Annotated in this window: 18 protein-coding genes; 10 read left to right on the top strand and 8 right to left on the bottom strand. The window is 70.9% G+C overall.

Going from position 1 to position 18,598, the window contains the following annotated elements; genetic code table 11:
* Positions 1-24: 24 nt before the first annotated feature.
* The 5 genes from ACFONC_RS09825 to def all read right to left on the bottom strand — a co-directional run bounded on the left by ACFONC_RS09825 (position 25) and on the right by def (position 6,093).
* A complete protein-coding gene (locus tag ACFONC_RS09825; RefSeq protein WP_386743612.1) occupies positions 25-1,035 on the bottom strand; it encodes a glycosyltransferase family 4 protein in 1,011 nt (336 codons plus the stop codon).
* A gap of 85 nt (positions 1,036-1,120) precedes the next feature.
* Complete coding sequence (locus ACFONC_RS09820) at positions 1,121-2,848, bottom strand: ArnT family glycosyltransferase (RefSeq protein WP_386743610.1); 1,728 nt, start codon at positions 2,846-2,848, stop codon at positions 1,121-1,123.
* Positions 2,849-2,895: 47 nt separating this feature from the next.
* Complete coding sequence (rsmB, locus tag ACFONC_RS09815; RefSeq protein WP_386743608.1) at positions 2,896-4,203, bottom strand: 16S rRNA (cytosine(967)-C(5))-methyltransferase RsmB; 1,308 nt, start codon at positions 4,201-4,203, stop codon at positions 2,896-2,898.
* A gap of 351 nt (positions 4,204-4,554) precedes the next feature.
* A complete protein-coding gene (gene fmt, locus ACFONC_RS09810; RefSeq protein WP_386743606.1) occupies positions 4,555-5,484 on the bottom strand; it encodes a methionyl-tRNA formyltransferase in 930 nt (309 codons plus the stop codon).
* A 93-nt stretch (positions 5,485-5,577) separates the two neighbouring features.
* Positions 5,578-6,093 carry a peptide deformylase gene (gene def, locus ACFONC_RS09805; RefSeq protein WP_386743604.1) on the bottom strand — a complete coding sequence of 172 codons (516 nt, stop codon included), beginning with the start codon at positions 6,091-6,093 and terminating at the stop codon, positions 5,578-5,580.
* A 306-nt stretch (positions 6,094-6,399) separates the two neighbouring features.
* Here def and ACFONC_RS09800 point away from each other — a divergent pair, with 306 nt between their 5' ends.
* The 9 genes from ACFONC_RS09800 to ACFONC_RS09760 all read left to right on the top strand — a co-directional run bounded on the left by ACFONC_RS09800 (position 6,400) and on the right by ACFONC_RS09760 (position 16,358).
* Positions 6,400-7,491, top strand: a complete 1,092-nt coding sequence (locus tag ACFONC_RS09800) for a LysM peptidoglycan-binding domain-containing protein (RefSeq protein WP_386743602.1) — start codon at positions 6,400-6,402, stop codon at positions 7,489-7,491.
* Positions 7,492-7,743: 252 nt separating this feature from the next.
* On the top strand, positions 7,744-8,931 hold the full coding sequence (gene dprA, locus ACFONC_RS09795) for a DNA-processing protein DprA (protein WP_386743600.1): 1,188 nt from the start codon (positions 7,744-7,746) through the stop codon (positions 8,929-8,931).
* Positions 8,928-9,401 carry a DUF494 family protein gene (locus ACFONC_RS09790; protein ID WP_386743599.1) on the top strand — a complete coding sequence of 158 codons (474 nt, stop codon included), beginning with the start codon at positions 8,928-8,930 and terminating at the stop codon, positions 9,399-9,401. The genes dprA and ACFONC_RS09790 overlap by 4 nt, the downstream gene beginning before the upstream one ends.
* Positions 9,402-9,602: 201 nt before the next feature.
* Positions 9,603-10,352 (top strand): GYF domain-containing protein, encoded by a 750-nt coding sequence (locus tag ACFONC_RS09785; RefSeq protein WP_386743597.1) that lies wholly within the window; start codon positions 9,603-9,605, stop codon positions 10,350-10,352.
* A 34-nt stretch (positions 10,353-10,386) separates the two neighbouring features.
* The gene (locus ACFONC_RS09780; RefSeq protein WP_386743595.1) at positions 10,387-11,304 is read left to right on the top strand and encodes an RDD family protein; all 918 of its coding nucleotides are present in this window, start codon (positions 10,387-10,389) and stop codon (positions 11,302-11,304) included.
* 175 nt (positions 11,305-11,479) lie between these two features.
* Positions 11,480-13,972: a DNA topoisomerase I gene (locus tag ACFONC_RS09775; RefSeq protein ID WP_386743593.1), complete on the top strand. Its 2,493-nt coding sequence runs from the start codon at positions 11,480-11,482 to the stop codon at positions 13,970-13,972.
* 267 nt (positions 13,973-14,239) lie between these two features.
* Complete coding sequence (locus tag ACFONC_RS09770; RefSeq protein ID WP_386743591.1) at positions 14,240-14,800, top strand: L-threonylcarbamoyladenylate synthase; 561 nt, start codon at positions 14,240-14,242, stop codon at positions 14,798-14,800.
* Positions 14,801-14,939: 139 nt separating this feature from the next.
* Positions 14,940-15,713: a DUF4124 domain-containing protein gene (locus tag ACFONC_RS09765; protein ID WP_386743589.1), complete on the top strand. Its 774-nt coding sequence runs from the start codon at positions 14,940-14,942 to the stop codon at positions 15,711-15,713.
* Positions 15,714-16,358, top strand: a complete 645-nt coding sequence (locus tag ACFONC_RS09760) for a hypothetical protein (RefSeq protein ID WP_386743587.1) — start codon at positions 15,714-15,716, stop codon at positions 16,356-16,358. It begins immediately after the preceding gene.
* 113 nt (positions 16,359-16,471) lie between these two features.
* Here the strand turns inward: ACFONC_RS09760 and ACFONC_RS09755 are convergent, their stop codons facing one another.
* From ACFONC_RS09755 to ACFONC_RS09745, 3 genes are all read right to left on the bottom strand, one after another.
* A complete protein-coding gene (locus tag ACFONC_RS09755) occupies positions 16,472-16,909 on the bottom strand; it encodes a VOC family protein (protein WP_386743586.1) in 438 nt (145 codons plus the stop codon).
* The gene (locus tag ACFONC_RS09750; protein WP_386744637.1) at positions 16,906-17,334 is read right to left on the bottom strand and encodes a helix-turn-helix transcriptional regulator; all 429 of its coding nucleotides are present in this window, start codon (positions 17,332-17,334) and stop codon (positions 16,906-16,908) included. Before ACFONC_RS09750 ends, ACFONC_RS09755 begins: the two co-directional genes overlap by 4 nt.
* Before the next feature lie 79 nt (positions 17,335-17,413).
* Positions 17,414-18,190 (bottom strand): SDR family oxidoreductase, encoded by a 777-nt coding sequence (locus ACFONC_RS09745; protein ID WP_386743584.1) that lies wholly within the window; start codon positions 18,188-18,190, stop codon positions 17,414-17,416.
* Positions 18,191-18,250: 60 nt separating this feature from the next.
* Here ACFONC_RS09745 and ACFONC_RS09740 point away from each other — a divergent pair, with 60 nt between their 5' ends.
* Positions 18,251-18,490, top strand: a complete 240-nt coding sequence (locus ACFONC_RS09740) for a hypothetical protein (RefSeq protein WP_386743582.1) — start codon at positions 18,251-18,253, stop codon at positions 18,488-18,490.
* The last annotated feature ends 108 nt before the right edge of the window (positions 18,491-18,598 follow it).

The following is an 18,598-nucleotide window of genomic DNA, read 5'->3' as shown; positions in this document are numbered from 1 at the left end:
ACGGCCCGCTGCGCCGGGGGCGTGTCAGCGCGACGTCGCCTCGCCGCGATAGAACGCCTCGACTTGAGCCAGCTTGTCTTCGATGCGGAAGCGATCCATCGGATAGTCCCGTCGCGGCGGGCGGGCGGCATGGGCCGCGCGTAACGCTTCAGCCAGCGCATCCGCATCGGCGACCGGCAGCAAGGCGCTGCCGATCTGCCCGGCCAGGTGCCGCGCCCCCTGGCTGGCACTGGCCAGGATCGGCAGGCGCGCGTCCATCGCCTCGAGCAGCACCAGCCCGAACGGTTCGCTGCGCGCGGCGCTGACGAACACATCGAACGCTTCCAGCCAGTCGCGCGGCGCGTCGGCAAAGCCCGGCATGACCACGTCGGCGGGCGCGGCGGCGCGCAATGACTTCCACGTGCTGCCCTGGCCGACGATCACCAGGCGCGCGTCGGCAGGCAGCCGGGCGCGCTTCCACGCCTCGACCAGCACGTCCAGGCCCTTGCCCGGCTCGCAGCGTCCCAGCGCGCCGAACACGAAGTCGGTAGGAGCGATGCCATGCGCGTCGCGGATGCGCGCACGCGCGCCGGGCGACGGCGCCTGCGGAAGCGTCCAGTTGTCGATCTGCACGGTGCGCGCGCGCATGCTGGCGGGCATTGCCTCCAGCTGCCAGGGGGCGATCGCGATGAGTCCGTCCAGCCCCTCGTGCTGCCTGGGCTTGTAGCGGATATGGAGGGTGGCGATGCGTCGCGCCGGAGTCTGCCAACCCCGCAGCGCGCGGCAACCGCCGGACAAATGTGCGTGCGCCACGTCGGGACGCAAGCGGCGCAGCAGCCGGCGCGCCTGCCACACCGGCAACAGGTCGCCGACCACTTCGACGTGGACATCCGCGGACGCGCGATGGGCGATGGCATCTGCCCGGTCGCGGGCACCGGCCTTGCGCAGGATCAGCGTCACATGGTGGCCGGCAGCCGCCTGCGCGTTGGCCAGTTCCAGCGCATGGCGTTCGCTCCCGGCGAAGCGCCGGGTCAGCAGCAAGTGCGCGATGCGCATGGGTGCACCATCCATGGCGGCAGTGTCGCATGGCGCACCCGCCGCCACGCCCGTGGCCATGGTGAACCCGGATGCCAGCCCGCCGTCAGCCCTCGGCCTGGGCGGCGGCGGCCTCCTTCTGCGAATCCGCGCTTTCCGGCAACCGGTGGCAATCGGCCGGCACCGCGTCCGGCCGCACCAGTGACCAGGTACGCCGATTGGCGACGCCCACGTGGCGCGCGCCGGCGCGCTGCAGGCAGTCGGCCAGCGCATCGACTTCGCGCACGAACAGCACCCGCGTGCCCGGCGCCTGCGAAGCCCAGGCCACGCCTGCGTTCCACTGCTGCACCGGCGTGCGCTTGAAGCCGAACTCCATCGTCGGTCCCCGCGCCTGCAGCAGGTTCTGCTCGCGCCAGGCCACCAGCCCGACCTCGGTGCCGGGGCCGGCCAGCGCGCGCACCTCGCGCATCAGGTCGCGCGACGAACTCTCGCCATCGAGCTGCGGCGCGATCGCCAGGCCCCAGCCGCACCACAGCACCGCCGTCATCGCCGCAACCAGCGCCACCGCGCGCCGCGGCTGCAGCCACAGCGCCGCGCCGGTGATCGCGGCGCCCATCGCGGCCAGCGCCCACCACACACCATCCTGCCCGGCGGGCATGCCGCGCCCGGCTTCCAGCTTCAGCTCGAATCGCGGCTCGCCCGCCAGCGCCGCCACGCCGGCGGCCAGCAACCCCAGCCCCAGCAGCAGCGCCAGCGTGAACAACGCACGGCGCACGCCGCGGCGTTCGAGCAGGCCGTCAAGGAACGGCGCGGCGGCCAGCGCAAGCATCGGCAGCGCCGGCAGGATGTACATGTCGCGCTTGCCGGCGCTCATGCTGAAGAACAGCACCACCAGCACGAACGTCGCCAACGGCAGCCACACCCGCGCGTCGCGCATGCGCCAGGCCTCGCGCCAGGGCTTGAACAGCCACGGCAACAGCAGCGAGAACGGCAGCCACGACACCGCCACCACCCGCGCGAAGTACCAGGCCGGCTGCGTGTGGTGCCAGGCATCGGCGTAGCGGGTGGCGGTCTGCCGGAACAGCAGGTCATCGACATAGGCACGATGCGCGGGGTCGCCATCGGACAGCGCCATCCACAGCATCGGCCCCAGCCACAGCCCGATCGCGACCAGGAACGCCACCGCGCCCAGCGCCCAGCGCCCGGCCCCGCGCGGCGCCGGCGCGCTCAATCCCTGCCAGTCGCGCCAGCGCATCCACGCGTACGGCAACAGTGCCAGCAGCGCGAGGAAACCCACGCCCTTGCTGATCACCCCCAGCCCCGCCGCGAAACACCCCGCCCAGAACCAGCGCCAGTGCGGCCCCAGCAGCAGGTGTCGGCCCAGGCCGTAGAAGGCCAGGGTGATGAAGAACACCACGGTCGGGTCGATCTGCGCGCGCTTGGCCTGGTAGGCGAACTGGAACGCGCACAGCACCGCGGCCGCGGCCCACAGCCCGGCGCGCCGGCTCCACAGCCGGCGGCCGAGGTCGAAGGTCAGCCACAGCGTGCCCAGCGCGGCGAGCAGCGACGGCAGCAGGAAGGCGACCGTCCAGTTGCGCACCAGCGCGTAGCTGGCGCCCAGCAGCCAGAAGAACAGCGGCGGCTTGTCCGAATACAGCTCCTGGCCGCGGTGCGGGAACCACCAGTCGCCCGATTCCCACATCTGTTTCGCCACCAGCACGAAGCGCGGCTCGTCGGCCGGCCAGGGGTCGCGCAGGCCGATGCCGGTCGCGAGCACCAGCAGGGCCAGGATGGCCAGCAACCAGAAGTCACGGGAGTCGCGTGTCGACGGCATGCGGCGAATGATAGACGCGCGCGGCGTCGGAATTCCGTTGCCGCCGGTCAGCGCCGGCGCAGGCGCGCGTAGAAGAAGCCGTCCATGCCGCCCTCGCCCGGCAGCCGCTGCCGACCGGCGCCGGACACGCGGCCGAAGCGCGCGTCCAGCGGTTCGGCCGCGGCATCGGGCGTGCGGGCGAGGAAGGCATCGACCTGTGCGGCGTTCTCGGCCTGCAGGATCGAACAGGTCGCATACAGCAGCACGCCGCCGGGCGCGAGCACGCGCCACGCGGCGTCGAGCAGGCGCGCCTGCGTGGCGCGCAGCGCGTCGAGGTCGGCCGCGCGGCGGTGCAGCAGGATGTCCGGCTGGCGGCGCACGATGCCGGTGGCCGAGCACGGGACGTCGAGCAGTACGGCGTCGAAGCGGTCGCCGGTGGTTTCACCCCACCATTTTTCGAGGTCCGCCCCGTCGGCCACGCGCAGGTCGGCGTCTTCGCCGACGCCCAGCCGCAAGAAGGTTTCGCGCACGCGTTCGAGGCGTTCGGGATCGACGTCGAGCGCGGTCATGCGCAGCGACGGGTCGCGTTCAAGCAGGTGCGCCGCCTTGCCGCCGGGCGCGGCGCAGGCATCGAGCACGCGGCTGCCGACCGGCGGCGCGAGCGCATCGGCCACCGCCTGCGCGGAGCCGTCCTGCACCGACACGTCGCCATCGTCGAAGCCGGGCAGCGCGGCAACCGCGACCGGCACGTGGAGCCGCAGCGCATCGGCGAGCGCCTCGCCGGTGGTCGCCTCGATGCCGGTCTCGCGCAGCCGCTCGGCGTACTCGTCGCGGCTGCCGCGCAGGCGGTTGACCCGCAGCCACATCGGCGCCGGCGAGGCGCTGGCGGCGACGATCGCATCGAAGTCTTCCGGCCAGTCCGCGCGCAGCCGGTCGCGCAGCCACGCCGGCCACCCCGCATCGGCCCGCGCATCTGGCAGGCCCTCGCGCAGCGCGCGCCGCAGCAGCGCATTGACCATCCCGCGCTGGTGCGCGCGACCGAGCAGGCGTGCGGCGCCCACCGTCGCATCGACCGCAGCATGCGGCGGCAGCCCGAGCGGATCGAGTTGCGCGAAGCCCACGTGCAGCAGCGCCCGCAGCGCACCGTCGCGTTTGCCCAGCGGCCGCGGCACCCACGCCCGCAGCGCCGCATCGGCCCGCGCCTGCTGGCGCAGCGCGGCGAAACAGATTGCCTCCACCAGCGCGCGGTCGCGCACGTCGGCCAGCGCGGGCAGCGCCGTCGCCAGTTCGGCCTTCAGCGACCGTCCGCGATGCAGCACCGCATCGAGCACCTGCGCGGCGATGGCGCGTGGCCGGGCCCCTTTGTCGTCGTTCATCGCCACATTCTCCGCCTGCCGGCCGGCGGCGCACAGACCATGGCTCAAGACCCGCACCTGGTACCCGCTCCTTTGGGAGTGGCTTCAGCCGCGAGCTTTGCCCCTCCCCCTGCGACGGCAGGGGGAGGCTGGGAGGGGGTGGCCACGGTTCGAGCCGATCCCAACGGCACCCCTCCCCAACCCGTCCGGCCATCGAGCACAACTCGATGGCGTTCGTCGGGCCGCGAACCGGTGGTTCGCAAGCGGCCCTCCTCACCCCCTGCCTTCGCAGGGGGAGGGGCAAAGCTCGCGGCTGAAGCTGCCCCACAAGGATCACGGGCCGGGCTGGCTTCACCAACCCAGCCTGCGGTCCTATGCGCCGCGCGGCACCTGCAAGTCGCGCCGCGCGTTGAGGAAATCCGCGGCCGTGATCGCCTTGCCGCCGTCGCGCTGCAGCGTGCGGATGCGCAGCGCACCTTCGCCGCAGGCCACGTCGAGGCCGTCGCGCCCGGCGGCCAGCAAGGTGCCGGGCGCCGCGTCGCGTTCGCGCGGCAACGCCACCGCGGCGTGGATGCGCAGGCGTTCGCCGGCCACCATCGCCTCGGCCATCGGCCACGGGTTGAAGGCGCGCACCTTGTTCGCCAGCACTTGCGCCGGCTGCGACCAGTCGAGCTTGGCCTCGGCCTTGTCGAGCTTGTGCGCGTAGGTCACGCCTTCCGCCGGCTGCGGCTGCGGCACCGGGCGCATGCCGGCGCGCAGCAGGCCGAGGCCGTCGGACAGCACCTGCGCGCCGAGTTCGGCGAGGCGGTCGTGGAGCTGGCCGCCGGTTTCGTCGGGGCCGATGTCCAGCGGCTGCGACAGCAGCACCGGGCCGGTGTCCAGGCCGGCTTCCATCTGCATCAGGCACACGCCGGTGCCGGTGTCGCCGGCCTCGATCGCGCGCTGGATCGGCGCCGCGCCGCGCCAGCGCGGCAGCAGCGAGGCGTGCACGTTCCAGCAGCCGAACTTCGGGATGGCGAGGATCGACTTCGGCAGGATCAGGCCGTAGGCGACCACGACCAGCAGGTCCGGCCGCAGCGCCGCAAGCGCGTCGCGCGACACCTGCGACTTCAGCGACCCGGGCTGGAACACCTCGATCCCGCGCTCGACCGCCGCGCGCTTGACCGGCGACGGCGTCAGCGCGCGCCCGCGCCCGGCGGGCCGGTCGGGCTGGGTGTAGACGGCGACGACCTCGTTGCGGCGCGCGGCGGCGATCAGCGAGGGAACGGCAAACTCGGGGGTGCCGGCGAAGACGATTCTCATGGGGTCGGAATTGGGGATTCGGGATTGGGGATTCGGAAAGGCATGAGCGCCCGGCGATCCATCATGCTCTTCCGAATCCCCAATCCCGAATCCCTAATCCCGGCCCTTCTGAAGCTTCTGGTACTTCTTCAACGCCCGATCCCGCTTCAGCGGCGACAGGTAGTCGATGAACAGCTTGCCGTCCAGGTGGTCGACCTCGTGCTGGATGCAGGTCGCCAGCAGGTCGTCGACCTCGAGCACGAACGGCTTGCCGTGGCGGTCCAGGGCCTCGACCTCGATGCCGTCGGCGCGGGTCACGTCGGCGAAGATGCCGGGGATCGACAGGCAGCCTTCCTGGTGCTCGCGCAGCTGCTCGGTGCGGCGGCGGATCACCGGGTTGATGAACACCAGCGGCTGGTCGCGGCCCTCGGTCACGTCGATGACCATGAAGCGCTCGTGCACGTCGACCTGGGTCGCGGCCAGGCCGATGCCCGGCGCGGTGTACATGGTCTCGAACATGTCGTCGAGCAGGCGCTGGAACTGCGCGGTGGCGATGCGTTCGGCATCCAGGGCGCCGGCGACGTTGCGCAGGCGCGGATGGGGCAGCTCGAGGATCGGAAGCAGGGGCATGGGAAGGCGTTCTGGTGGTCGGCGTGGGCGTCCGGCAGTCGCGGGGCGCTGCGGGGGGCTCCGGCGTGGCCAAAGGGTGGCACCGGTCACAACCGTGGACTCGATGCCGCAATTGTAGCCCCCGCGGGCTTGCGTTGCGCCGGGTTCTGTAGGCTATAGTGCCCCGGCTGGAATGGGGAAATTCCGGAAAATTCCAAGGGGAGCAAGTAGATGGCCGGCATGCTTCAGCGTTGCTCTAAACAACGCTTCGCTCGGGGGCTTCGCACGGGTTTTGCAGTCGCACTGCTGATGGTGGCGGGCTACGCCATGGCGCAGAGCGTCCGTGGCGATCATCCCGATACCTATGTCGTCGTGCGCGGCGACACCCTGTGGGACATCGCGGGCAAGTTCCTGCAGCATCCCTGGCTGTGGCCGGAGATCTGGCAGGCCAACCCGCAGATCAGCAACCCGCACCTGATCTATCCGGGCGACGTGATCAGCCTGGCCTACCTGGACCGCGTCACCGTGCAGCAGGGCCCGCGCGACGTCGCCCAGCCGATCAACGCGATCCCGCTGTCGGACATCGAGCCGTTCCTCAAGGACCTGCGCGTGGTCGACGACTTCGAGCAGCTGCCCTACGTGGTCGGCCTCGAGGAGGACCGCCTGCGCGGCAGCGAGGGCCAGGTCGTCTACGTGCGCGGCCTGTCCGCGGCCGCGCCCGGCCAGCGCTACCTGGTGGTGCGCCCGACCGTGCGCTACACGCGCCTTGAACGCTCCGGCATGTGCTGCGACCTGCTCGAGAAGGACGACCTCGACTACCGCGGCAAGCGCGACGTCGACTTCGGCAAGTACTGGAACCACGTCGTGTTCCCGGACAAGGGCGGCGAGACGCTGGGCTACGAGCTGATGCGCGTGAACGTCGGCACCGTGACCCGCGGCGAAGTGGGCGGCATCGAGGCCAGCACCGTGCTGCTCGACGAGGCCGGCCGCGAAGTGCGCATCGGCGACCGCCTGATCGCGGTCGACGCCCAGCCCTACGACCTGCAGTTCTTCCCGCACCCGCCGAAGCAGCAGCTCGAGTACGGCCGCGCCCGCGTGCTGGCCGCGACCGATGCCCTGACCGCCGCCGGCCCGCGCGACGTGGTGGCGCTGTCGGTCGGTGCCCGCGAAGGGGTCGACAACGGCACCGTGTTCTCGATCTGGCGCGAAGGCAGCAACGTCGTCGACCGCGTCGAGCACAGCGCCGACTTCCCGGCCGGCGCCGAGAGCTTCGACGGCAAGGTGCGCCTGCCCGACGAGTACGCCGGCCACGTGATCGTGTTCCGCACCTACGACAAGGTCAGCTACGGCCTGGTCATGGACAGCACCAAGCCCACCCGGATCGGCTATCACCTCAAGCATCCGGACGCACCGTACTGAGATTCAGGTTTTCCTGACGCAACAACGCGACGGCGCCCGAGGGCGCCGTCGTCGTTTCCGCATTACGCTAGGGCCTGCTAACGCCATGGGCATGGGCCGCGCACGGCCGGCCCTTCGGGTTGCGCCTCAGTAGCCGCCAGCCGCCGCCGCGCGGCTTGAGCAGACGGCCAGTCTGCCCGGCGCCGCGCAACGACACCTGGCGACCACTGAGACACAACGCGACCCATGCCCATGGCGTTAACAGGCCCTGCGATGACTAACGACAACCAAGACGCGCTGCTGCACCTGGTCGAGGCGGGCGGCAGCGCCGCCACGCGCCGCGCCCTGCTCGATGCCCATCGCGACCCCGCCGCCGCGCTCGCCGCCGGCCCACGGGCGTGGCGCGCCGCCGGCTGCGACGAGGCGCAGGTGCGCGCGATCGAAGCCACCGCCACCGTGTCCGCACAGCGCGAGCGCGCCCGCGCCTGGCTGGCCGAACCCGACCACCACCTGCTCGGCTGGCACGATCCCGACTACCCGGCCCTGCTGCGGCGCATCCCGAGCCCGCCGCTCGCCCTGTTCGTGGCCGGCGACCCGGGCCTGCTCTGGCACCCGTCGGTGGCCGTGGTCGGCAGCCGCTCGCCCACCGCCGGCGGCCGCGACAACGCGCGCGACTTCGCCCGCGCCATCGCCGCGACCGGCCTGGGCATCGCCAGCGGCCTGGCCGCCGGCATCGACACCGCCGCGCACGAGGCCGCACTGGGCGCAGGGGGCGTCACCGTGGCCGTGCTCGGCACCGGCATCGACCACCCCTACCCGCGCGCCAACACCGGCCTGTACGCCCGCATCGCGGAGCACGGCGCGGTGGTCAGCGAATACCCGCCCGGGGTCGGCGTCCAGCGCGGCCGCTTCCCAGCCCGCAACCGGATCATCGCCGGGCTGGCGCTGGGGGTACTGGTGGTCGAGGCCGCCGAGCGCTCCGGCGCCCTGATCACCGCGCGCCTGGCCAGCGAGGCCGGCCGCGACGTGTTCGCCGTGCCCGGCTCGATCCACAACCCGATGGCCCGCGGCTGCCACCGCCTGATCCGCGAAGGCGCCGGCCTGGTGGAGGCGGCCGGCGAAGTCATCGCCGCCGTGGCGCCGCTGGCGGCCGAACTCGGCGACGCCTTGCGCAGCCGCCTGGACGCCCCCAGTTCAGGGCCCGGGACGCCCGTCGCCGGCCCTTCCAGCGCCGGCGTGATGGACGATCCCGACTACAACCGCTTGTGGCAAGCCCTCGGGCATGACCCAACCGGTATGGATCGGCTGGTCGAACGCACCGGATTGACGACCGCCGAACTGTCATCCATGCTGCTGGTCATGGAACTGGAGGGACGCGTATCCGTGGAACACGGCCGCTACGCCCGAAAGCGCCATGACACCGCGAACACCGCGCCTCCGGGCGCAGGCCGGGGGAAATGAAAGAGAGCATCCTGGACGTCCTGCTCTATCTGTTCGAACACTACTTCACCGAAGACGCGGACCTCGTCCGCGACCGCGACTCCCTCCAGAGCGGCCTGCTCCAGGCCGGCTTCAGCCCCTCGGAAACCAGCAAGGCCTTCGACTGGCTCGACGCGCTCGCCGCGCAGCGCCCCAGCGCCGCGATCCAGCGCGTCGACGGCCCCACCCGCGTGTATTTCGGCCCCGAGCTGGACAAGCTCGACGTCGAGTGCCGCGGCTTCCTGATGGTGCTCGAGCAGCACGGCATCCTCGACCCGGCCCAGCGCGAGCTGGTGCTCGACCGGGCGATGGCGCTGGACCAGGACGAGCTCGACCTCGACGACCTGAAGTGGGTCGTGCTGATGGTGCTGTTCAACCAGCCCGGTTCCGAGGCCGCGTACGCGTGGATGGAGACGCAGATGTTCGCCGACGAGCCGGAGCCGGTGCACTAGGGCTGCGCACCAGGGGAATTGCTTTTGACCGTCATTCCCGCGAAAGCGGGAACCCAGCGTCTTTGATTTCTGCCGCCTGAAGACACTGGGCCCCCGCTTTCGCGGGGATGACGGCGCATTGGGAACGAGGGAGCGGGGAGGCAGCGCCGGGGAGGCGCAGTCACCGCGGATTGCGCTCCGCACGGGGCAACAGGGGACAACATGACGGACTGGTACTACCACGACCCCGCACAGGGCCGCGTCGGACCGCTTTCGGCCGAACAGGTGCGCGCACGCTACGTCGACCGCCGGATCCAGCGCGACACGCTGGCCTGGCATGCCGGCGCGCGCGAATGGCAGCCGCTGGACCACTTCTCCGACGAGCTGCAGCTCGACACGGTCACCCCCGACGCCTCGCAGCCGCCACCGCTGCCTCCGGCTGCACCACCGCCGGTCACCGCGCGTCCTGCCGCGGCGCACCGCCCGCCCTCGGCCAGCCCGCGCGGCAACGTGCCGCCGCAGGCCCGGCGCGGCCTGTCAGGCTGCGCCATCGTGGCGATCGTGGCAGCGGTGGTCGCCGTGCCGGTGGTGGCGATCCTGGCGGCGATCGCCATTCCCGCCTACAACGACTACATGATCCGCTCCGAGGCCACCGCCGGCCTGGTCGGGGCCGCCTCGGCGATGCAGCGCGCGGTCGACGAGTTCGAGGGCGCCCACGGCCGTTGTCCCGGCAACGACGACTTCGCATCGTTGCTGGAGCAGTTCGCCGCCATGGAGAAGGCGACCACGGTGCAATTCGGCGCGCTGGCCAACGGCAACTGCGCGTTCGAGTTCACCCTGCACGGCAAGCCCGCCATCGAAGGCCGGACCTGGCTGTTCGAAGCGCTGCGCGACGGCGATCTGGCCGGCTGGGACTGCAGCGGTGGCGACCTGCCCGCCCGCTACCGCCCGCAGCACTGCCGCGCCAACTGACCCGCCCGCACGACCCACGCACGGAAGACCCGCCATGGCCCAGTGGTACTACAGCGACTACGAACGCAACCGCCACGGCCCCGTGGCCGCCTCGGACCTGGCCGCGCTGCACACCGGCGGCCAGCTCGACCCCGCCACCCTGGTCTGGCGCGAGGGCATGGCGCAGTGGCAGCCCTGGCACACGGTGATGGCCGAGGTGCTCCCCGAAACCGCGCATCCGGCCGCGGCCCGGGCGAGCTTCGCCACCGCATCCGCGGACACGCCGGCAGGCGCCGCCTCCGACCCCTACGCGCTGGCCGAACCACGCTCGCCCTACGCCCCGCCGATGGCAACGGTGGAGCGCGCGGCGGACGTGTACCTGGACGGCCACGTGGTCCATGCCGGCTTCTGGAAGCGGGTCGCGGCCTACCTGATCGACAGCGTGATCATCGGCTTGCTGAGCGTCGTCGTCGGCGGTGCGATCGGCGGCGTGATCGGCGTCGCCTTCGGCTTCGGTGGCGGCCTCGACAGCGGCACCGCGCTGGCCATCCAGCTGATCGCGCAGCTGGCCTCGCTGCTGCTCACCGCCTGCTACTACGGCTGGTTCTACGCCTCCGCCAACCAGGCCACGCCGGGCAAGATGGCGATCGGCATCAAGGCGGTCCGCAGCGATGGCGAAGGCTTCGGCTTCTGGCGCGGTTTCGGGCGCTACTTCGCCATGATCCTCAGTGGCTTGATCCTGTGCATCGGCTTCCTGATGGCCGCCTTCACCGCGCGCAAGCAGACCCTGCACGACATGATCTGCGACACCGTGGTGGTCGACCAGTGGGCCTTCACCGCGCATCCGGACCGGCAGCGCGAGGAACTGGGCACCGTGGCCTGGGTGGTGCTGGTGCTGGGCGGGCTGCTGTTCGTGGGCATGCTGCTGCTGATGTTCGCAGCGTTGGCGGCGGTCGGCGCGGCCGGCCACTGACCGGGGAGCCGCGCGGCAGGGCTTGACAGCCCCCGCCGCGGCGTGATTCCACTATAAATAGGTGAAAACCTGAACGCCCGTGGCCCAGGCTGCGGGCGTGCTCTTCTGCAAACCATATATATTGCCGCGGCTCCCACTCCGCCCCACGCACCGCAAAGGACAGGCCCAGCCGCCCATGGCCAAGAACCTCCTCATCGTCGAATCGCCGGCCAAGGCCAAGACGATCAACAAGTACCTGGGCAAGGACTTCACCGTCCTGGCCTCGTACGGCCATGTCCGCGACCTGGTGCCGAAGGAGGGCGCGGTCGACCCGGAACACGGCTTCCGCATGCGCTACGACCTGATCGAGAAGAACGAGAAGCACGTCGCGGCCATCGCCAAGGCCGCCAAGGCCGCCGACGGCATCTTCCTGGCCACCGACCCGGACCGCGAGGGCGAGGCGATCAGCTGGCACATCGCCGAGATCCTGCGCGAGCGCGGCCTGCTCGAGGACAAGACCCTGCAGCGGGTGGTGTTCACCGAAATCACCCCGCGCGCGATCCGCGAGGCCATGGCCAGCCCGCGCGGCATCGCATCGGACCTGGTCGACGCCCAGCAGGCGCGGCGCGCGCTGGACTACCTGGTCGGCTTCAACCTGTCGCCGGTGCTGTGGCGCAAGGTGCAGCGCGGCCTGTCCGCCGGGCGCGTGCAGTCGCCTGCGCTGCGGATGATCGTCGAGCGCGAGGAGGAAATCGAAGCTTTCGTCGCGCGCGAGTACTGGTCGGTCGAGGCCGAGTGCGCGCACCCGGTGCAGGCCTTCACCGCCAAGCTCACCAAGCTCGACGGCAAGAAGTTCGAACAGTTCACCATCACCGACGGCGACACCGCCGAAGAGGCGCGCCGCCGCATCGTGTCGGCCGCCAACGGCGCGCTGCACGTCACCGACGTCGCCAGCAAGGAGCGCAAGCGCCGCCCGGCCGCGCCGTTCACCACCTCCACCCTGCAGCAGGAAGCCTCGCGCAAGCTCGGCTTCACCACCCGCCGCACCATGCAGGTGGCGCAGAAGCTGTACGAAGGCGTGGCGATCGGCGAGGAAGGCACGGTCGGCCTGATCAGCTACATGCGTACCGACTCGGTGAACCTGTCTGCCGAGGCGCTGGGCGAGATCCGCGACGTGATCGCGCGCGACTATGGCACCGGCGCGCTGCCGGACAAGCCGAATTTCTACACCACCAAATCCAAGAACGCGCAGGAAGCGCATGAAGCGGTGCGCCCCACTTCCGCGCTGCGCACCCCGGCGCAGGTCGCGCGCTTCCTGTCCGACGACGAGCGCCGGCTCTACGAACTGATCTGGAAGCGCGCCGTCGCCTCGCAGATGGTGCCGGCCACGCTCAACACCGTGTCCGTGGACCTGGCCGCCGGCAGCGAGCACAGCTTCCGCGCCAGCGGCACCACGGTGGTCGACCCGGGCTTTTTGGCCGTCTACGAGGAAGGCAAGGACAGCAAGGGCAAGGACGACGACGACGAGGGCCGCAAGCTGCCGGCGATGAAGACCGGCGACCGCGTGCCGCTCGACCGCATCCACGCCGACCAGCACTTCACCCAGCCCCCGCCGCGCTACACCGAGGCCTCGCTGGTCAAGACGCTGGAGGAATACGGCATCGGCCGCCCGTCCACCTACGCCTCGATCATCCAGACCCTGCTGTTCCGCAAGTACGTGGAGATGGAAGGCCGCGCCTTCCGCCCCAGCGACGTCGGCCGCGCGGTGTCCAACTTCCTCAGCGGGCATTTCACCCAGTACGTCGACTACGACTTCACCGCCAGGCTCGAGGACGAACTCGACGCCGTGTCGCGCGGCGAGGAGGAGTGGGTGCCGCTGATGGAGAAGTTCTGGGGCCCGTTCAAGGAACTGGTCGACGAGAAGACCGAAAGCGTCGACCGCAGCCAGGCCACCGGCGCGCGCGAACTGGGCACCGATCCCAAATCGGGCAAGCCGGTCAGCGTGCGCCTGGGTCGCTACGGGCCGTACGCGGCGATCGGCAGCACCGCCGAGGGCGAAGAGGAGAAACCGCGCTTCGCCTCGCTGCGCCCCGGCCAGAGCATGCACACGATCACGCTGGAAGAAGCCATCGACCTGTTCCGCCTGCCGCGCAAGCTGGGCGAGGACAAGGGCGAGGAAGTCAGCGTCGGCATCGGCCGCTTCGGCCCGTTCGCCAAGCGCGGCAGCGTGTATGCCTCGCTGAAGAAGGAAGACGATCCCTACACCGTCGACCTCGCCCGCGCGGTGTTCCTGATCGAGGAAAAGGAAGAGATCGCGCGCAACCGGATCATCAAGGAGTTCGAGGGCAGCGACATCCAGGTCCTCAACGGCCGCTACGGCCCCTACATCAGCGACGGCCGCCTCAACGGGCGGATCCCGAAGGACCGCGAGCCGGCGTCGCTGACGCTGGAGGAAGTGGTCAAGCTGATGGAAGAAACCGGCAAGCCCATGCGCGGGCGCTTCGGCAAGAAGGCCGCGGCAAAGAAGGCGCCGGCCAAGAAGACGACCGCGAAGAAGGCACCGGCGAAGAAGGCCGCCAAGAAGGCGACGAAGAAGGTCGCGAAGAAAAAGGTCGCGAAGAAGACCACGGCGAAGAAGGCCACGAAGAAGGTGGCGAAGAAAACCGCCGGCGACGACGCCCCCTTCTGACGTAGGTCGGGGCTACGCCCCCGACTCCCGCGAATCATCCACGCACACCGGATCCAGGCCGCGGCTCGCCGTGAGGCTGCGGGCGTCGGGGATGTAACCCCGACCTACGGCGCAAATCCGCGAACCATCCACGCACGCGGGATGCCTTTGACGTAGGTCGGGGCTACGCCCCGACGCCCGCGAAACGCCCACGCATACCGGATCCGGATCGCGGCCCAACCCGACCTCGCGGGTGTCGGGGGCGTAGCCCCGACCTACAATCCCCACATGCCACATCTCTCCCCTACCGAAGCCGCCACCGTCCTGCACGCTGGCGGCGTGATCGCCTATCCCACCGAGGCCGTGTGGGGACTGGGCTGCGATCCCTTCGACGAGGCGGCAGTGCTGCGCCTGTTGGCAGTGAAGCAACGCCCCGTCGACAAGGGTTTGATCCTCATCGCCGCCTCGACCGCACAGCTCGACGGACTGGCCGACTGGGACGCCCTGCCGCGCGAACGCCGCGACGACGTCCTCGCCACCTGGCCCGGCCCGCACACATGGATCGTGCCTGCCACGCCGCGCGTGCCACCTTGGATCACCGGCGCCCACGACGGCGTCGCGGTGCGGGTCAGCGCGCATCCGGTCGTGGTCGCACTGTGCGAAGCCTTCGGTGGCGCACTGGTGTCGACGAGCGCCAATCCAGCCGGCCTCCCGCCGCCGCGGACCGAAGCGCAGATCGACCCCGCGCTGCTGGCCGCCATCGACGGCCACGTTCCCGGCGCCACCGGCGACCTGCCGCGCCCGACCCCGATCCGCGACGCCCGCAGCGGTACTGAACTGCGGGCCTGAATGGCGGGGGCCGCGAATCGGGAACCGCTCATGCCCTTTTGAAGAAGGGGTATGCGGGATTCGCCCGTGCGTGCAGCCATTTCAACAAACGCCAACCCCTGCACTTCACCTTCGCGCCTTCCGTGCGCAAAATGCCGGCATGGTCACCTGCCCGCCCCGCCTGCTGCTGTTGCTGCTGCTGGCCGCGAGCGTCGGCGGCGCGTTCGCGCAGGAAGGCGACATCACCATCTACCGCTGCACCGACGCCGGCGGCCACCTGACCGTGCAGGACTCGCCCTGCGGCGACGACCAGTCGCAGCAGACCCGGCGCATGATCCAGCCCAGCGACCCGCCGCCGCGTGCCGAACCCGTCGCGCCTGCGGCGCTGCAGCCGGCGCCGGAACCGTCCCCGCAGCCCGTCGTGGCCACGCACGACCCGCGGCCGATGTACGAATGCATCCGCGATGACGGCAGCCGCTACACCAGCGACGACGGCGAAGGCAATCCGCGCTGGATCTCGAACTGGTCGTCCTACGGCGGCCCGTGGCGGCGCGGCTCCGGCGCCACCCACGGCCGTAGCCAGGCAACGCCAATCGCGACGACCACGTCCGCGCGCAGCGGCACGAGCGGCGGCAACGGCCCGCCGACGCTGCGCTTCCGCAGCGTCGACCCGACCCCGCCACCGCCGACTCTGCCCCCGCCCGGCCACGGGCATGGCCACCACGGCCATGGTTACGGCTACGGCAGCGGCGGCTACTGGGTGCACGACGAGTGCCACGCCCTGCCGCAGCGGGAAGTCTGCGCGCGCCTGCGCGACCGCCGCGAACAGATCCGCCAGCGCCGGTTCAACGCCCAGGCCAACGAGCGTGCGACACTCAACGTCGAAGAGCGCGGCATCAGCGCGCGCCTGTCCGAGGACTGCGGGGGAGCCTGAATGCAACGCGTGGTATTCCTGCTTGCCGTGCTGGCCGCGGCGACGGCCGTGCAGGCCCAGCAGACCCGGACCGACACCATCTACCGCTGCACCAACGCGCTCGGCGCGCTGACCATCCAGAACGGCATCCCCTGCCCCAAGGGCAGCAAGCAGGAACTGCAGGTCGTCGAGTCGCCGATGGTGATCCCGAACTACGAGTCGCCGCCGCCGATCGTCACCGAAGTCCCCGAACTCGAACCGGCCCCCGAGCCGCAGGCGCCCGCCGTCGAACGCCCGCAGGCCGCGCCGCCGGAACAGCTCGCCGACGCCGACCGCCTGCCGCCTCCACCGCTGTACCAGTGCAACACCTGGGACAACCAGCATTACCTGAGCGAAGACGCCGACCCCAAGCCCCGCTGCGTGCGGCTGCAGACCACCGGCCTGGCCGGCGACCCCAACCGCGCCGGCGGCCAGGCCTGCGAAATGAAGTACGACCTGTGCTCGCGCGTCCCCGACGAATCCGCCTGCGAAGGCTGGAAGCAGCGCCAGCGCGAAATCGAATCCACCTGGCGCTACGCCCCCGGCGCCGACAAGCCGCGCCTGCAGGAAGAGTTCGCGCGAGTGACGAAGATCCTCAACGACACGACCTGTGGTGGCGGCGATTAGGAGCCGTGCCCGGCGGCGGCGGGGAACCCGGCCCGGCGCAGCGCGCCGGGCCTTCGGTCGGCCACCACGGCGATGCCGTGCAGGTAGACCACCTCATCCACTTGAAGAAGGCTTCAAGCGGTTCGCGCCTCGATCATCTTCCAGCCGTTCCCGGACGGGTCGCGGAAGTTGGCATCCACGCTGCCGTAGCGTTCCGTTGGTTCCTGGGTGAATTCCACGCCGCGGGCTTGCAACCGCTCGTGGGCGGCGCGGCAATCGTCGACGACAAGTACGAGCGGCGGCATGGCGCCCTTGGCGACGATTTCGCGCAGGGTCTGCGCGGTTGCGGCGTCGACCGTCGGCGGCTGCGGCGCGAACAGGCCGAGCTGGAAGGACGGCTGGTCCGGGTGTTGCACGGTCAGCCAGCGGTAGTCGCCGTTGCGGGCATCGGTGTGGACGCGGAAGCCGAGCTTGCCGACGTAGAAGTCGTGGGCTTCGTCCTGGTCGCGCACGTACAGGCCGACGACCAAACCGGTGACGGTGATGTTGTTTGCCAGGGCGCTGTGGTTCATGGGTCTTCCTTCGTATTGGGGGCACCCACGGTATCGCCGGCCTCGCGCCGTCGCTTCTCCGAAACTGCGATGGTGAGGTCGGGCCGCTGGGCGGCGCTGAGGAAGCAGCCGGGCACCTGTTCGAGCGCGTGCGTGGCGGCCCGCTGCCGCGCGCGCAGTTCGCGCGGGCTTTCGCCGGTGACGTCGCGGAAGGTGCGGCCGAACGTGCCCAGGCTGTTCCAGCCGGCCTGCAGTGCGATGTCGAGGATAGGCATGTCGGTGTCGCGCAGCAACGCGGTGGCGCGTTCGATCCGGCGCGTGAGCAGGTAGCGGTGCGGTGGCACGCCAAAGGCGTCCTTGAACGCGCGCGCGAAGTGCGCCGCGGACACGTGGCTCACGCGCGCCAGCCGCTGCACGGGCCAGGCCTCGTGCGAGGCGGCGTCCATCCTGTCCTTGGCGCGCAGCAGGCGGCGCAGCAGTTCGGGATCGTGGCTTGTCGACGCGGTCGTGTCCAAAACGGCGCGGTCAGAACCCGTAACGCAGGAACCCGCCATCCACCGCGATGCATTCACCGGTGATGTAGGCCGCCGCAGGCAGGCACAGGAAGGCAACGGCGGCAGCGACTTCCTCGGGCTCGCCGACGCGACCCATCGGCGTGCGCAGCAGCACTTCGTCGAGGTAGTCGGGGTCGGACAGTTTTTCCGAAGTGCGGCGGGTGCGGATGTACCAGGGCGCGACGGCGTTGACGCGCACGCCGTCCTCGGCCCACTCGACGGCGAGGTTGCGGGTCATCTGGTGCATCGCGGCCTTGGTCATGCCGTAGGGCGCGCCGCTGCGCACGTGGGTTTCGCCGGAGACGGAGCCGACATTGACCACGCTCGACACCGCGTGTTTCGTCAGCAGCGGGTAGGCGTAGCGCGTGAGTTCGAAGGCGCTGAACAGGTTGACCTCGAAGATCTCGCGCCACTCGTCCTCGGTGTATTCGGTGGAGGCGCGGCTGAGGTTGCCGCCGGCGTTGTTGACCAGGATGTTGAGGCCTTCGTCCTGGTCCTCGACCCAGTCGAGCAGTTCGCGGCGCTGTTCGTCGTCGGCGACGTCGGCGATCAGGGCGCGGATGTCGCCGCCGGGGAATTCCTCGGCCAGTTCGTCGCGCGCGTTCTCGAGCAGGTCGCCGTTGCGCGCGGTGATCAGCACGCGGGCGCCGAAGCCAAGCAGTTCGCGCGCGATCGCGCGGCCGATGCCGGCACTGCCGCCGGTGACCAGCGCCAGTTGTCCGTCGAGTCGCCAGCGGTGCGGGTCCATTGCGGCCTTCCGGTTCGGGGTGGGCGTAGCATAGCGCCGAGGCCAATCGAGGATGCCGCCATGCCGAGGTCACTCGCAACGTCGACGATGATTCCTGGTGCGCTGCTGCTGACGCTGGCTTGCACCGCGTGCAACCGGCCACCGCCGCCGCCCCCGGACCAGCCGCCGGAGCCGCAGGCGAATACGCAGCTGCACGACGCGATCCAGGCGCCGATCGATCGGGCGAAGGCGGTTGAAGGTGCGGTGCAGGACGCGGCGGAGAAGCAGAAGGCGGCGATCGATGCGGCGACGGGGTCGTAGGTCGGGGCTACGCCCCCGACGGCTTTCGCGTTGTCCGGGTTGCGGATGGAAAGCTGCGGCGCCCCGTACGCCTGTGGGAGCGGCTGTGGGGAAACCCATCCCCACCCA

The sequence above is a fragment of the Luteimonas soli genome (assembly GCF_042648865.1).
GTDB classification, from domain to species: Bacteria; Pseudomonadota; Gammaproteobacteria; order Xanthomonadales; family Xanthomonadaceae; genus Luteimonas; species Luteimonas soli.
This window is presented reverse-complemented; position numbering and strand designations above follow the sequence as displayed.

Coding starts and splice junctions, on each gene's coding strand:
- ACFONC_RS09825 (WP_386743612.1), bottom strand. CDS start 1,035: ATGCGCATCGCGCACTTGCTGCTGACCCGGCGCTTCGCCGGGAGCGAA.
- ACFONC_RS09820 (WP_386743610.1), bottom strand. CDS start 2,848: ATGCCGTCGACACGCGACTCCCGTGACTTCTGGTTGCTGGCCATCCTG.
- rsmB (WP_386743608.1), bottom strand. CDS start 4,203: ATGAACGACGACAAAGGGGCCCGGCCACGCGCCATCGCCGCGCAGGTG.
- fmt (WP_386743606.1), bottom strand. CDS start 5,484: ATGAGAATCGTCTTCGCCGGCACCCCCGAGTTTGCCGTTCCCTCGCTG.
- def (WP_386743604.1), bottom strand. CDS start 6,093: ATGCCCCTGCTTCCGATCCTCGAGCTGCCCCATCCGCGCCTGCGCAAC.
- ACFONC_RS09800 (WP_386743602.1), top strand. CDS start 6,400: ATGGCGCAGAGCGTCCGTGGCGATCATCCCGATACCTATGTCGTCGTG.
- dprA (WP_386743600.1), top strand. CDS start 7,744: ATGACTAACGACAACCAAGACGCGCTGCTGCACCTGGTCGAGGCGGGC.
- ACFONC_RS09790 (WP_386743599.1), top strand. CDS start 8,928: ATGAAAGAGAGCATCCTGGACGTCCTGCTCTATCTGTTCGAACACTAC.
- ACFONC_RS09785 (WP_386743597.1), top strand. CDS start 9,603: ATGACGGACTGGTACTACCACGACCCCGCACAGGGCCGCGTCGGACCG.
- ACFONC_RS09780 (WP_386743595.1), top strand. CDS start 10,387: ATGGCCCAGTGGTACTACAGCGACTACGAACGCAACCGCCACGGCCCC.
- ACFONC_RS09775 (WP_386743593.1), top strand. CDS start 11,480: ATGGCCAAGAACCTCCTCATCGTCGAATCGCCGGCCAAGGCCAAGACG.
- ACFONC_RS09770 (WP_386743591.1), top strand. CDS start 14,240: ATGCCACATCTCTCCCCTACCGAAGCCGCCACCGTCCTGCACGCTGGC.
- ACFONC_RS09765 (WP_386743589.1), top strand. CDS start 14,940: ATGGTCACCTGCCCGCCCCGCCTGCTGCTGTTGCTGCTGCTGGCCGCG.
- ACFONC_RS09760 (WP_386743587.1), top strand. CDS start 15,714: ATGCAACGCGTGGTATTCCTGCTTGCCGTGCTGGCCGCGGCGACGGCC.
- ACFONC_RS09755 (WP_386743586.1), bottom strand. CDS start 16,909: ATGAACCACAGCGCCCTGGCAAACAACATCACCGTCACCGGTTTGGTC.
- ACFONC_RS09750 (WP_386744637.1), bottom strand. CDS start 17,334: ATGGACGCCGCCTCGCACGAGGCCTGGCCCGTGCAGCGGCTGGCGCGC.
- ACFONC_RS09745 (WP_386743584.1), bottom strand. CDS start 18,190: ATGGACCCGCACCGCTGGCGACTCGACGGACAACTGGCGCTGGTCACC.
- ACFONC_RS09740 (WP_386743582.1), top strand. CDS start 18,251: ATGCCGAGGTCACTCGCAACGTCGACGATGATTCCTGGTGCGCTGCTG.